This window comes from Halalkalibacterium ligniniphilum, from assembly GCF_000334155.1.
Taxonomy (GTDB): Bacteria; Bacillota; Bacilli; order Bacillales; family Bacillaceae_D; genus Halalkalibacterium; species Halalkalibacterium ligniniphilum.
In genome coordinates this window covers 37,638-51,793 of record NZ_ANNK01000047.1, presented here as the reverse complement: position 1 = coordinate 51,793, position 14,156 = coordinate 37,638, and the positions used below count along the sequence as shown (strand labels likewise).

11 protein-coding genes and 1 other annotated feature are annotated in these 14,156 nt (G+C 42.3%); of the genes, 5 read left to right on the top strand and 6 right to left on the bottom strand.

What is annotated here, in order from left to right; all coding sequences use genetic code 11:
* The first annotated feature begins 70 nt into the window (after window positions 1-70).
* A complete protein-coding gene (gene cysK / locus BLT_RS0103990; protein WP_017726518.1) occupies window positions 71-1,012 on the top strand; it encodes a cysteine synthase A in 942 nt (313 codons plus the stop codon).
* Window positions 1,013-1,533: 521 nt separating this feature from the next.
* A complete protein-coding gene (locus tag BLT_RS0103980) occupies window positions 1,534-1,755 on the top strand; it encodes a DeoR family transcriptional regulator (protein ID WP_017726516.1) in 222 nt (73 codons plus the stop codon).
* Window positions 1,756-1,952: 197 nt separating this feature from the next.
* On the opposite strand, the gene BLT_RS0103975 is transcribed toward BLT_RS0103980, so the two are convergent.
* From BLT_RS0103975 to BLT_RS0103950, 5 genes are all read right to left on the bottom strand, one after another.
* Window positions 1,953-2,669, bottom strand: coding sequence for a pseudouridine synthase (locus tag BLT_RS0103975; protein WP_017726515.1), 717 nt, complete (start codon window positions 2,667-2,669; stop codon window positions 1,953-1,955).
* On the bottom strand, window positions 2,659-3,345 hold the full coding sequence (locus BLT_RS0103970) for an NAD(P)-binding domain-containing protein (protein WP_017726514.1): 687 nt from the start codon (window positions 3,343-3,345) through the stop codon (window positions 2,659-2,661). Before BLT_RS0103970 ends, BLT_RS0103975 begins: the two co-directional genes overlap by 11 nt.
* 18 nt (window positions 3,346-3,363) lie before the next feature.
* Entirely contained in the window at window positions 3,364-4,554 is a 1,191-nt protein-coding gene (gene rodA / locus BLT_RS0103965; RefSeq protein ID WP_017726513.1) for a rod shape-determining protein RodA, read from the bottom strand.
* Between the two features lie 137 nt (window positions 4,555-4,691).
* Window positions 4,692-5,840, bottom strand: coding sequence for a putative lipid II flippase FtsW (ftsW, locus tag BLT_RS0103960; RefSeq protein ID WP_017726512.1), 1,149 nt, complete (start codon window positions 5,838-5,840; stop codon window positions 4,692-4,694).
* A 267-nt stretch (window positions 5,841-6,107) separates the two neighbouring features.
* Complete coding sequence (locus BLT_RS0103950) at window positions 6,108-7,721, bottom strand: putative polysaccharide biosynthesis protein (RefSeq protein ID WP_017726510.1); 1,614 nt, start codon at window positions 7,719-7,721, stop codon at window positions 6,108-6,110.
* Between the two features lie 375 nt (window positions 7,722-8,096).
* On the opposite strand from BLT_RS0103950, the gene BLT_RS0103945 reads away from it, so the two are divergent.
* On the top strand, window positions 8,097-9,359 hold the full coding sequence (locus BLT_RS0103945) for a BaiN/RdsA family NAD(P)/FAD-dependent oxidoreductase (RefSeq protein ID WP_017726509.1): 1,263 nt from the start codon (window positions 8,097-8,099) through the stop codon (window positions 9,357-9,359).
* A 113-nt stretch (window positions 9,360-9,472) separates the two neighbouring features.
* On the opposite strand, the gene leuS is transcribed toward BLT_RS0103945, so the two are convergent.
* Window positions 9,473-11,893: a leucine--tRNA ligase gene (leuS, locus tag BLT_RS0103940; RefSeq protein WP_017726508.1), complete on the bottom strand. Its 2,421-nt coding sequence runs from the start codon at window positions 11,891-11,893 to the stop codon at window positions 9,473-9,475.
* Window positions 11,894-11,988: 95 nt separating this feature from the next.
* Window positions 11,989-12,218, bottom strand: a binding site (T-box leader).
* A 294-nt stretch (window positions 12,219-12,512) separates the two neighbouring features.
* Here leuS and BLT_RS0103935 point away from each other — a divergent pair.
* Both BLT_RS0103935 and BLT_RS0103930 read left to right on the top strand, forming a co-directional pair.
* A complete protein-coding gene (locus BLT_RS0103935) occupies window positions 12,513-13,481 on the top strand; it encodes a TIGR01212 family radical SAM protein (RefSeq protein WP_017726507.1) in 969 nt (322 codons plus the stop codon).
* Complete coding sequence (locus BLT_RS0103930) at window positions 13,478-14,050, top strand: class I SAM-dependent methyltransferase (protein WP_017726506.1); 573 nt, start codon at window positions 13,478-13,480, stop codon at window positions 14,048-14,050. Before BLT_RS0103935 ends, BLT_RS0103930 begins: the two co-directional genes overlap by 4 nt.
* The last annotated feature ends 106 nt before the right edge of the window (window positions 14,051-14,156 follow it).

Here is a 14,156-nt window from a genome sequence, read left to right as displayed (position 1 = left end):
TGCATAGGAAATCGCTCCCTCCCTATGTTAAAATGAAAGAGCAAAGCTGATAGAAGGATGTGACATGTCAATGAAAGTCGTTGAGAATATTGCGGAATTAATTGGTCAAACTCCGTTAGTCAAGCTGAACCGTCTTCCAGATAAAAACGGAGCTGCTGTCTATTTAAAAATGGAGATGTTTAACCCGAGCGGGAGCGTTAAAGACCGGGCAGCATTTAATATGATTATCCAAGCTGAAAAAGATGGCTATTTAAAGCCTGGTTCAACGATTATAGAGCCGACTAGCGGTAATACTGGCATTGGCATTGCCATGAACGCCGCAGCTCGTGGCTATCGTGCAATTTTGACAATGCCTGATACGATGTCACAGGAGCGAATTAACTTATTAAAGGCATATGGTGCAGAAGTCGTCTTAACAGATGGCGAGAAAAAAATGCCAGGTGCGATCGATAAGGCACACGAACTCGTCAAAGAAATTCCCAATAGCTTTATGCCAATGCAATTTGAAAACGATGCAAACCCAGACGCGCACCGTCATACGACAGCTGTCGAAATAAAAGACGCCTTGGATTCGATTGGAAAATCGCTTAGCGCCTTTGTTGCAGCATCAGGAACAGGTGGTACAATCACCGGAACAGGTGAAAAATTAAAGGAATTTTACCCGAATGTTTCCGTTCACGTTGTTGAACCTGCTGGCTCCCCGGTCTTATCTGGTGGAAAGCCAGGTCCGCATAAGCTCGTTGGGACAAGCCCTGGCTTTATTCCCCCGATCTTAAACGAGGATGTCTATGAAGAGATTTTTAAAATTGAAGATGAAGATGCCTACGAAACCGCTCGACAATTAGCCCGCCTTGAAGGCATTCTCGTCGGTCCTTCATCTGGTGCAGCATGCTATGCAGCCATGCAAGTTGCAAAACGCTTATCTCCAGACGATGTTGTTGTTGCCATTGCCTGTGATACTGGTGAGCGCTATCTGTCCACTGATTTATTTCAGTTTGATGAACAATCATAACACTGAGAAATCTTTAAACAAAGACGCCCCCCTCATAAAGCAGGGGGATTCTTTTTCTACGAAAAGGGGACGGAGCTTCAGTACAAGCTGGTGAAACAATCAAGCACTTCCGCTCACACCGCCTTCATTGAAATGGTGTACAGTATAACAAGACGGCCTCGTTTCCATCCCAGTGGGAAGAGCAAGTCGCTCATGATGGTTTCTTAATAAAATTCCCCGTCTATCACTTATTCTAGCAGGATTCAGCTGATTTTTTGCCATATTGACAAAATTATTGTACAATAAACGTGATGAAGGGTTATAGACGAATGATACCAACTGTAGAAAACCACCATCTATTACCAACATTACCCTTCTTCCTTAAAAAAATCAATGTTTGCCAAGGTTACTTTATTTTACCGTAATGCTGGTAGCCATTGACCGTCGTTTTGAACTATTCATTGCTCACAGCTAGGTTACGAATATCCTTGCATATAATGAATAGAATAACAATGCAGATATGATGAATAAGGAGTGGTTTTTTGCAAACTTCAACTGATCGTATGCTGACTCGAATTAAGTCCATCTACTTGTACATTAAACAAAGGGGGACCGTCACAACGAATGAATTGGTTGAAGAGTTTGGTATTACCCAGCGCACGATCCAGCGAGATTTAAACGTGCTAGAGTACAACAAACTTGTTGAGAGCCCAACTCGCGGTAAGTGGACAGTTACAAAAAAGAAAAAAACACGTGTATCATAATGACCTCTATAGAAACCTTATGAGTTGCTCTCTCTTCCCACTGGGATGGAAACGAGGCCGTCAAGTAACGATGAGCAACCTTTCAATTAAGGTGGTGTGAGGAACAGGCTTCTTGCTTTATCATCCTGTAAGCTCTGTCCCCTTTTCCACAGAAAACAGAGAAAAGAGCTCCCTTTTAAAAAGGAAGCTCTTTTCGTTTAGGCTTGATGATTTTTAAGTAATACAACCTCATCCTCTGTCAATTCGCGATACATCCCCGTTTCAAGAGAATCGTCTAATGCGAGGGGGCCAATGGATAATCGCTTTAGCTCTAACACTTTTTTACCTACTGCTTGAAACATTCGTTTCACTTGATGAAATTTCCCTTCAGTAATGCTTAACTCAATATAAGAGATTTCACCGCTTGTTAAAATCACGAGCTCAGCTGGTTTCGTTTTATACCCATCGTCAAGGATAACGCCAGCTTTGAACGCTGTTATATCCTCTTCTCTCACCACACCACGAACTTTTGCCCAATAGGTTTTTTTTACATGTTTTTTGGGTGACATTAATTCATGGTTCAGCTTTCCATCATTTGTTAACAGGACAAATCCTTCCGTATCCTTATCTAATCGACCAACTGGAAAGGGTTCATACAGAGCGTGCTCAAAGGCTAATAAATCGACAACCGTCTCATGCTCCATATCCTCTGTTGCTGAAATGACCCCTTTTGGTTTGTTCAGCATTAAGTAGATAAAAGGCTTATACTCCACGTTTTCACCATGGACAGTCACATTCTGTAGCTCGGGCTGTACATGGATTGAAGGATCTTTTACCACCTTACCTTCTACACGAACACTACCTGCTTTTAAAAGCTTTTTTACTTCTTTTCGAGAACCAAATCCCATGTTCGAAAGTAATTTATCAAGTCTCATGGTCGCCCACCTTCATTTCATCCTTAAGAAATGCTCTAGCAAATCCCCCGAGGTCATTTTTAACATAAGCTTTTGCTACACCACGAACGGTCTGTTCACAAATATGGTTATGCCAATCTGGAGGAACATTTGCTTCCTGTAATAAAGCTCGAAGTTCAACCATCATTTCAAGAACAGCCTTTGTCGCTATCGTATTTGCTTGTAATACGGTCTGCTCCTCTCCAAGCACAACATCAATCCCTGACCCGAAAAAGCGTCTCAGCACGTCCCGCTCTTTTTCGTGGTGTTCTGGAATCACAAGAAGCCCCTTATGGTCTTCCGCCATCTGCTTCGCATGCCCTACTACTTTGCAAGGAACGACACGTTTAAAAGGAATCCACTCCCTTACCTCCTTCTCCATTGCCGCCGTTGCAAAGAAGTAAAAAGCAGCCCCCTCAGCAAACCAATGACTGTAGCTTTGAAAAAAGGGTGCGTATTGATCCTTAGGCAGGCAAACATAGACATGGGTGGCTTGAGAGAATGCTGTTTCATTGACTTCCTCAACAAAAGCATACTGAGCGGCAAGATCAGATGCCGTTTGAGGATTTCTTCCGAATACACCTACTTTTTCTTCCTGTTTTCTAAAAAAAGAGAGGAGCGCGGATGTTAGCCTTCCAGAGCCGACAAACAAATGCACAGAATTCCCCCTTTTCCCCTACATCGCTTCGTCTGATTTGAACATGTAATGCTTTGTCCTCATGTTTACATTCAACACAATGCCAATCGCAATCATATTTGTTAATAGTGCTGTTCCCCCGTAACTTATAAATGGTAGCGCAAGTCCTGTAACTGGCATGAGTCCAACGGTCATGGCAATATTTTGGAACACTTGAAAAACCAATAAGCCGATGACACCAGCTACTAAGTAGGTTCCAAACAGATTGTTGCAGCTAAGAGCAATTAACACCATTCGATAAAACATGAGAAAGAAAATGACAAGCAGAATCGTTGCGCCGATGAAACCAAACTCCTCACCAATAACGGTGAAAATAAAATCGGTGTGGAGCTCAGGCACATTGCCACTAGCAGATTGAATACTTTGTAAGTACCCACTACCATAAAGCTGACCAGAGCCAATACCAATCATCGCTTGAACCGTCTGATAGCTAAAATCACTGGCGTATTCCTCAGGATTTAACCATCCGTAAATTCGTTCCAATTGGTGCGATTCGATTAAGTAATTTGAAAAGAAGGCAAAATGATAATTGTGTAAATAAACCATCGTTAACAATCCAGCGACAACCAGCAACACAATAAAACCAATAAGCCGCCAAGAAATACCTGAAACAAGAATCATCGTAGCAATCACACTGCCGATGACAAGCGCAGTACCTAAATCTGGCTGCTTTAAAATCAGAAAGAACGGTGGAAGACCAACCGCTAATATTTTTAGTAAAAGGATAAAATCAGCTTGTAGACTTTTTTCTCTTTTTTCGGCAGTCAGACGAGAGAGCAAATGAGCTAATGCAATAATCACAATAATTTTTACAAATTCAGATGGCTGAAATGAAATGGCATCACCAATTCCGATCCATCTCTGAGATCCATTACGAATGATACCAAAAAACTCTACCCAAAGTAACAAAATCATTCCAATAATATACATTGGAATCGATAAATTCTTAAAGATTTCAAAATCAACGAGCATTGCCCCAATCATGAGTACAATTCCAATTGCAAACCAGAGCAGCTGACGTTCCATAAAAATACCCCGATTTGTTTCCAGATCGGTATACTGCTCTGTCGTCCCACTATAAATAGCAAGGAGACTAATGCACATAAGTAAAAACAACAAAAACAGAAGCGTATAATCTAACTGCTGAAAGGGTGACTTTTGCTGTTCCATATCCCATTCCTTTCATGCCCTTGTTCAACAAACAAAGAAATTTCAATAAAGTGAAAGTATCCTTTAGGAAACCCTCCACAATTATAGCAAACATTCAAAAATGTAGACAAAACGGCTCAAAACGATTTTTTACTTAATTACGATGCTTGAAGCGATCGTTCCTCTTTCATCTTTCCTTTTCTTTGACGAATGTTATGCCTTGCGATATTGGCCAAAATTGCGATGGAAATGAGGGTTACAAGTAACGAAGAGCCCCCATTACTAACAAGTGGAAGGGGGATTCCCGTAATCGGCAGTAAGCCTGTAACCGCACCAACATTAAATACCACTTGAATCGCAATTTGAAAGACGATCCCAAAAGCCAACAAACTTCCAAATGGATTTTTACAACGAGTGCCGATCGCTACACCTCTAAACAAGATAAAGCCATAGGAGAAAAGGACAAACCCCACTCCCAAAAAGCCTAATTCTTCTGCAATAATGGCCAAAATGAAGTCTGTATGAGGTTCTGGTAAATATAAAAGCTTTTGAACACTTTGACCAAGTCCTGCTCCCGTTAGACCGCCATGGGCAATGGCAATATAGGACTGGACGAGCTGAAGACCTGAGCCGTAGGGATCAGAGAAGGGGTCCATAAAGGAGGTAAGCCGTTCCATTCGATAAGAGGCTGATGTAGCAAACACTATAAATAACGATAAACCGACAATAGCTAATCCGACCAGATGGCGCCACTTAGCTCCAGAGAAAAAGACAATTAAAATTGTCAAAATCAAAATGGCTGTAGCGGTGCCTAAATCTGGCTGAAGCATAATTAAGGTAAAAATAACCCCAACGACAATAAGAGGTGGCATAACCCCTTTTACAAACTGATCAATATAGGCTTGCTTTTGTGAATATACCGAAGCTAAGTAAATAATCATCCCAAGCTTTACAAATTCGGAAGGCTGTACAGTAAAAGGCCCGATTCCAATCCAACGTTCTGCTCCTCCACCTGATACACCAATGCCTGGTACTTTGACTAGAATCAAGGAAACAACGCAAAAAAAGAGAATCAAGGGAGCAAGCTTTTTATAAAAACGATACGGAAAATGCATAAAAAACAAAAAGGCAAGGAGGGACAAAATAAGCCATATCAATTGTCTTTGGGCATAATGATACAGGTTCCCTGCTTCATATAAAGCTGTAACATAACTAGAACTGAACACCATCAACAGCCCAAAACTCGCAAGCAAAAGCGTTGTGATGATAAGCAGCCAATCATTATCTTTTATAAATGAATAATTCATGGGACTCCCTCAATTCGATAGACTTATCCAAGACATGTCTTTCTTTATCGGAACTGCCTATTTCGCTTGGTTTATTATAACAAACAGCGGATCGAAGCAAAAGGGCAATTCGTTGACAACCCTTGTCGAAATCAAGGGATTTTTTTCTTTTTTCGGTTTTTATCGACGACCCCGCTGTGATAAGGGAAAGCTCTCTTGATGACAACCGTTTGCGTGATATGACCATGCAGTCGCCTTTGTCCATCAATGAGAGCTATCTTCAATAAGTCAACCTCTTTTTAAAAATGAAAAACGGGTACCTAACACTTGTCCAGCTAAGTGGGATCGATACGTGAGATAAAGATAAACAAGTCCTCCAACTCCAACACCAACAATCGTTAAAATAAAGCTGTTGAGCCTTGTATCAAGTGGAAAAAGTAGATACAGAACTTGATAAGCAGCAATGACGCCAATCGCCATGACAACTGTAAAAATGAAAATAAGCAACCCTCGCTTCACAATAAAACGATAATCAAAGTTTGCAAATTTTCCGATCGCCCACACATTCATTCCGATTGCAATGAAAAACCCTAGGTACGTTGAAGCAACAGCTCCAAGAGGGCCGATTGAAGTCAGCAGTACGTAATTTGTTGCTAGCTTCACCACTAAACCAACGATGAGAGCAATTACCGCATACTTTTGCCTGTTTAACCCTTGAAGAATCGCCGCTGTCACAGCGAAGATCGAGAAAAACAGGGTAATCGGACCATAATACCTTAATACAAGTCCACCAATTTCAAGATCAACTAGACCGAACAGTGACCCAAAAATCGGATAGGACAACACAGATAACCCGACAGCGGCAGGCAATGTGATAAACAGAATGATTTGATAGGTTTGCGTAATTTGCCGCTGTAAAAGCGGTTGATTTCCATCTGTAAACGACCTCGTAATTGTCGGAACAAGGGTAATGGATAACGCGGTTGCTAAAGCCATTGGAATTAACACAATTTTATGGGCTGTTTGTGAGATAACTGCATAAAACGTCTCAGCGTTGCTCGTTAATCCTACATTTTTTAATGCCGTATTAAACATATACGTATCAATTAATTGAAACAATGGAATTGCCAAACCGACGAAAGATAATGGTAAAGCGTAGGAAATCAGCTCCTTATACATCTCTGGCAATGAAAGATTATGGCGAACAGTACTTTGCTCCACCTGCTGTAAGATCCCTTTTCTTCGTTTGATCCAATAATAGCTGAGGACAGCAAGCCCGCCAATTGCTCCTACAAAGGCACCAAATGTCGCAAAACCAACAGCTGTTCCGATTTCACCACCGGCAATGTTAACAAGCGCAAAGGTTACCGCCAAAATAAAGATAATGCGGATGATTTGTTCAACGACCTGAGAAACAGCGGTCGGCCCCATTGATTGATGCCCTTGAAAATACCCCCGTACAAGTGCCATGACAGGTACAACAAGCAAGGCTACGCTTACCATACGAATTGTAAAAATAAGATCCGACTGTGTGTTTCCCCCTTCCACCTCCACAGGAAGAATACGTGAAGCTAAAAATGGCGCTGCCAAAAATAGAAACAGAAAAGCAAGGACCCCCGTTATACTCATAAAAACAAGCCCTGATCGGAATAAACGATAGCCTGTCTCATAATCCCCTAATGATTGATATTTTGAGACAAATTTTGAAACGGCTATTGGAACCCCTAAGGTAGCAAGGCTTAATAAAACAGTATACTGAGTGTAGCCGTAGCCGTAGAGTGCAATTCCGGTTTGACCAACAATTTCTGTAAAAGGCACAATATAAATAAACCCTAAAATTTTTGAGATGAGTGTCGCTGCGGTTAGTACCATCGTTCCCCGCAAAAGCTTTGAATCTGCCATCGCTTCCTCCTATGTACACGAGCTGCATCTTTCATGATCTAGTAAGCATTGTAGCATAGTTATGCCATGTTTTCTTGATGTAATTTCCACCTTCATCAAATGTTTGATTTTGGAGCGTATATTCCTAAGGTAGACCTTTGTCTTAAAATAACCTATGCAATTGAATCCATTTTCTAAGCTATTTCATTTTCCGATTTAGTTGACGATTTAAAAATGTACCATCATCTCGTGCTTCTTGAAAGAGGTTGAACAAAATACTATTCTTAAGATTAAAGTAGTCATTTGATCACAGACAAGAGTCTTTGTATGTTCACAAGTTAGCAATGGATGGCTGCACTCAAATAAATACAGAACGTTAGAAAGGTGTCTTTTGTCATGTATGATGTAATCGTTATAGGTGGTGGCCCTTCCGGATTAATGGCCGCTGTCTCTGCCGCAAAGCATGGAGCAAATACCCTCCTGATTGATAAAGGTGATAAGTTAGGAAGAAAGCTGGCTATTTCTGGTGGGGGACGCTGCAATGTGACGAACCGCAAACCCATTGATGAATTGATTCAGTTTATTCCTGGTAATGGACGGTTTATGTACAGCCCTTTTTCGATTTTTAATAATGAGGACATCATTAACTTCTTCGAACAGTTAGGCATTCTCTTGAAGGAAGAAGATCATGGTCGGATGTTCCCTATTACTGATAAAGCACAGACTGTCGTTAATACACTCATTAATAAGATTAAAGAATATCAGGTTGAGATTAGGCTGAACACACCTGTAAAGGAAATGGTATTTAATGAAGACTCTGTAGAGGCCGTTAAGCTTGAAAATGGTGAACTCCTTCACGCCCATTCGATTATCGTCGCCGTTGGAGGGATGTCTGTTCCCCATACAGGAAGCACTGGAGACGGATACCCTTGGGCTAAGCAAGCAGGCCATACGATTACCGAGCTCTATCCAACAGAGGTTCCAATTACCTCGAATGAAGGATTTATTAAGGAAAAAGCCCTTCAAGGTCTTTCCCTTCGTGACGTTTCCCTTTCTGTCTTCAATACAAAGGGGAAGCTTGTAAAAACCCATCGTGGCGACATGATTTTCACTCATTTTGGCCTTTCTGGACCTGCCGCCTTACGCTGTAGCCAATATGTCGTAAAGACGTTAAAAAAGGCTAAGGTACCGACGACCGAAATGCAAATTGACCTTTTTCCTGAGCAAAGTGGGGAAGCGCTCTTTCAATCAATCACTAAAGCGATGAAGGCTGAACCGAAAAAAGCGTTTAAAAATGTTGTGAAGGGAATGGCTCCTGAACGTTTTTTACAGTTTTTATTTGAAACAGTCGAAATCGATAGCAGTAGCCAAAGTGCTAGTATCTCCCATGAAAAAGTGCGCCAATTCACGAAAATGCTTAAACAATTTTCCTTTCAAGTGAATGGTACGCTTCCTCTTGAGAAGGCTTTTGTAACAGGAGGCGGTGTCTCTGTGAAAGAAGTGGAGCCAAAGACGATGCAATCAAAAAAGAAAAAAGGCCTTTATTTTTGCGGAGAAGTTCTCGATATTCACGGCTATACAGGCGGCTATAATATTACCTGCGCTTTTTCAACAGGTTATACGGCAGGGAAAGGGGCTGCCGAGCGAATACTAGTGTGATAAATAAAGCTTGGTTTTTCACCAAGCCCTTTAATGCGAAAGCCTTCGTATCTTATCTTTAGAAAAATAGCCCCTCTTGAAGCAGTTCTTCTAGAGGAGCTATTTCCATATATTTAGTTCGCAACAATATTGACAAGCTTTCCTGGTACGGCAATCACTTTTCGGACCGTTTTTCCAGCAAGGGCTTCCTGAACTTTTACATCGGACATCGCCGTTTCTTCCATTTGCTCTCGTGTAGCATCGGCTGGAACAACAAGCTTCGTCCGAACCTTCCCATTCATTTGAACAACGATCTCAACTTCATTTTCGACTAAGAATGACTCGTCATAGGTAGGCCAAGCTTCATACGTAAGTGTACCAGCATGACCAAGCTTTTCCCAAAGCTCCTCAGCCAAATGTGGCGCAATCGGCGCAAGCAATTTCACGAAGCCTTCCATGAGGTCACGTGGCAAGCGTTCCTGCTTGTACGCTTCGTTAATAAAGACCATCATTTGCGAAATTCCCACATTAAAACGAAGCTCTGCGAAATCCTCAGTGATTTTCTTCACCGATTGATGATACACACGGATGAGGCTATCAGATCCTTTTTCATCGCCAATCGCTTCATTTAGCTTCCCTGTACGCTCATCCACATATAACCGCCATACGCGATCAAGGAAACGGCGTGCCCCGTCTAAGCCATTGGTTGACCAAGCAATCGAAGCATCAAGCGGCCCCATGAACATCTCGTAAAGGCGAAGCGTGTCAGCACCATGACTCTCAATAATATCATCAGGATTGACAACATTCCCTTTCGATTTACTCATTTTTTCATTGTTTTCACCGAGAATCATTCCTTGATTGTATAGCTTTTGGAACGGTTCTTTCGTCGGAACAACCCCAATATCATATAAGAATTTATGCCAGAAACGAGCGTAGAGCAAATGAAGCACCGCATGCTCTGCCCCGCCAACATAGATATCTACTGGTAGCCATTTGTTTAATTTTTCTGGATCAGCAAGGGCTTCACGATTGTTCGGGTCAATATAGCGTAAATAATACCAGCAGCTTCCTGCCCACTGCGGCATTGTGTTCGTCTCCCTACGACCTCTTTTACCCGTCTCAGGATCTGTGACCTCAAGCCAGTTCTTCTCGTTCGCAAGAGGAGATTCACCTGTGCCTGAAGGTTTGATTTCCTTCATTTTCGGTAGCTCAAGAGGCAGCTCACTTTCTGGAACCGTTGACATCGTTCCGTCTTCCCAATGGATAATTGGAATCGGCTCTCCCCAGTACCGTTGACGACTAAAGAGCCAATCACGAAGGCGGTAGGTAACTTGCTTTTTCCCTTTTCCGTTTGCTTCAAGCCATTCGATCATACGGCTAATCGCTTCATTCTTCTTTAATCCATTCAGGAAGCCAGAATTCACATGCTCCCCGTCTCCTGTGTACGCTTCCTCAGTAATATTACCCCCTGCCACAACCTCTTGAATCGGAAGATCAAACGTTTGTGCAAACTCATAATCTCGCTCATCATGGGCTGGAACCGCCATAATTGCACCTGTTCCGTAGCTGACTAAAACATAATCAGCAATCCAAACAGGCACTCTTTCATTATTTACAGGATTTATCGCATACGCCCCTGTAAACACACCTGTTTTTTCTTTAGAAAGCTCTGTCCGCTCAAGGTCACTTTTTGTTCCAACCTTCTTCTTGTAGGCATCAACCGCTTCCTTTTGTTCATCGGTTGTGATTTTGTCTACAAGCTTATGCTCGGGAGCAAGCACCATGTAGGTTGCACCGAAAAGCGTGTCTGGACGTGTTGTAAAGACAGTGATCGCCTCATCAATCCCTTCAACCGGGAACGTCACTTCAGCACCTTCCGAACGACCAATCCAGTTGCGTTGCATATCTTTAATGCTTTCTGGCCAATCAAGCTCCTCTAAGTCCTCAAGCAAGCGATCCGCATAAGCTGTGATTTTTAGCATCCATTGCTTCATCGGACGACGTTCAACTGGGTGCCCCCCACGTTCGCTTTTTCCATCAATCACTTCTTCATTCGCAAGGACCGTCCCAAGTGCTGGACACCAGTTAACAGCAACTTCATCTATGTAGGCTAGGCCTTTTTCATAAAGCTTCAAAAAGATCCATTGGGTCCATTTATAATATTCAGGATCCGTCGTGTTTACTTCCCGGTCCCAGTCATAGGAAAATCCAAGCGCTTTAATTTGCCGACGGAAGTTATTAATGTTGTGTTTTGTAAATTCTGCAGGATCATTCCCTGTATCTAGTGCGTACTGCTCTGCTGGTAAACCAAACGCATCCCACCCCATTGGATGAAGAACATTATATCCTTGCATCCGTTTCATACGTGAAAGGATATCAGTTGCCGTGTAGCCTTCTGGATGTCCAACATGAAGACCAGCACCTGATGGATATGGAAACATATCAAGGGCATAAAATTTAGGTTTATCTTGATCTTCCATTGTTTTAAATGTTTTATTTTCTTCCCAATACGTTTGCCACTTTTTTTCAATTTCTTTATGGGAAAATGACATGGTGAAACCTCCTTCAAATTTTTAACTACGTCGATACTCTTCTGTGTTGAAAAATTAATACGTTATTAACGTGTAAAAGAAAACCCCTCATCCCCAAAAGGGACGAGAGGTCTATTCGAATCGACCAATCCCGCGGTACCACCCACTTTAACCTTTGCCTGAGCGAAGGCTCACTTCAACCCTTAACGCGGGAAACGGTAACAGCTACTAAGGTTCACTATTACAACTTCAAGGCGAGTTCATGGGTGTTTGCGATTGACTTGCACCAGCCGTCAACTCTCTTAAACGCAACCATTCCACTACTATTCCTCTGCAACGTTTTTCCTGTTATCGATAAAAATGTCCGAGATGTTTCAAAATGTCGAACGGTCTTTAAAATCGTCGACTTATTTTTCTCAATATTGTTATTGTAAGAATTGGATCCTTGACTGTCAAGCAACCGCAAAGAAATGTGGACAAAAATTTCGCACTAAGACCGATTTATACCCTTTTTGATCAAGCTAAGAAGTATCTTGCCATAGGCGCTTTGGCGGAAAGCAATAGACATGCTACAATATTTTCAGACTGACTCAAAAACGATGCAAGACACAAAGCGACTATGTAGAAAAAGGTGAAAGCCATGCAACGATCATTAGAACCTGTTCCGCTTCGGTTTGGGGATAAACGGTATAATTCTTGGAATCAACATTTACGTGACCACTTCGGTGAAAAAGTGTTTAAAGTTCCCCTTGATGCTGGATTTGACTGCCCGAACCGGGACGGAAGTGTCGCAAGGGGCGGCTGTACATTTTGCAGCGAGAGAGGCTCTGGCGACTTTGCCGGTGACCGGAAGGACGACCTCGTGACACAGTTTCATACAATAAAGGAACGGATGCATAAAAAATGGAGGTCTGGGAAGTACATTGGCTATTTCCAGGCATACACGAACACATACGCACCAGTTGAGACGTTGCGGAATTATTATGAGGTCATCTTGCAGCAGGAAGGCGTCGTTGGTCTATCCATCGCGACCCGCCCCGATTGCCTACCAGATAATGTGGTGGACTATTTAGCTGAATTGAACAAACGAACCTATTTATGGGTTGAACTTGGCTTACAAACCGTTCATGAACGAACGGCACTTCTCATCAATCGTGCACACGACTATGAATGCTATGTAGAAGGTGTGAACAAACTGAGAAAGCATGGGATTCGCATCGCCTCACATATTATTAACGGACTTCCTCTTGAAAGCTATGACATGATGATGGAGACCGCTCTTGAGGTTGCAAAGCTCGATGTCCAAGGGATTAAAATCCACTCACTTCATCTATTAAAACGGACACCTATGGTCAAGCAGTATGAAAAAGGCTTGCTTGAATTGATGAGCTTTGAGGACTATGTGAAGCTTGTAGTAGACCAATTGGAAATTTTGCCTCCTCATATGATTGTTCACCGCTTAACGGGAGATGGACCAGGTGAATTAATGATCGGTCCAATGTGGAGCATGAGTAAATGGAAGGTGTTGAATGCCATTGAAGCAGAGCTTATACGCCGAAACAGCTGGCAAGGAAAGCATTACCACACAGGTCAGGTGATAAACCGATGAAGCTACAGGGTATCCTTCCCTTTGCACGCTATTTATTGGAACAGGCAGTGAAGCCAGGTGATGTGGCGGTTGATTGCACAATGGGAAATGGACATGATACGGCTTTTCTCGCAACCCTCGTCGGTGATAGCGGCCATGTTTACGGATTTGATATTCAAGCAGAGGCCATTACAGCTACAAGGGAACGTCTAACAAACGAAGCGTTGCTCGATCGTGTCACCTTGATTCATGACGGACATGAACGGTTGAATGAGTATCTGCCAATAGAGCGTCAAGCTCAAGTAGCAGGAGCGATTTTCAACCTTGGCTATCTCCCTGGTGGTGACAAAGACATTGTGACAAATCCTGCTACAACCCTTGCGGCAGTGGAGCAACTGTTAACGTTCATGCCAAAAGGTGGACTGATCGTACTCGTTATTTATCATGGACATGAACAAGGAAAAATTGAACGGAACGAAGTGGTTGCCTACGCTGAAGGACTTAATCAAAAGAACGCTCATGTCCTACGCTATGAATTTGTGAACCAGACAAACAATCCTCCTTTTATTATAGCCATTGAAAAAAGGTAACTGTCCATTCATCTCTCCCCAAACAGCCAAGGTAAAAAATAACGATTGGTTTTTATGTGACAGATTGTTAGAATAGTAGAAACTATTTTTCTATTTATAACTAAAA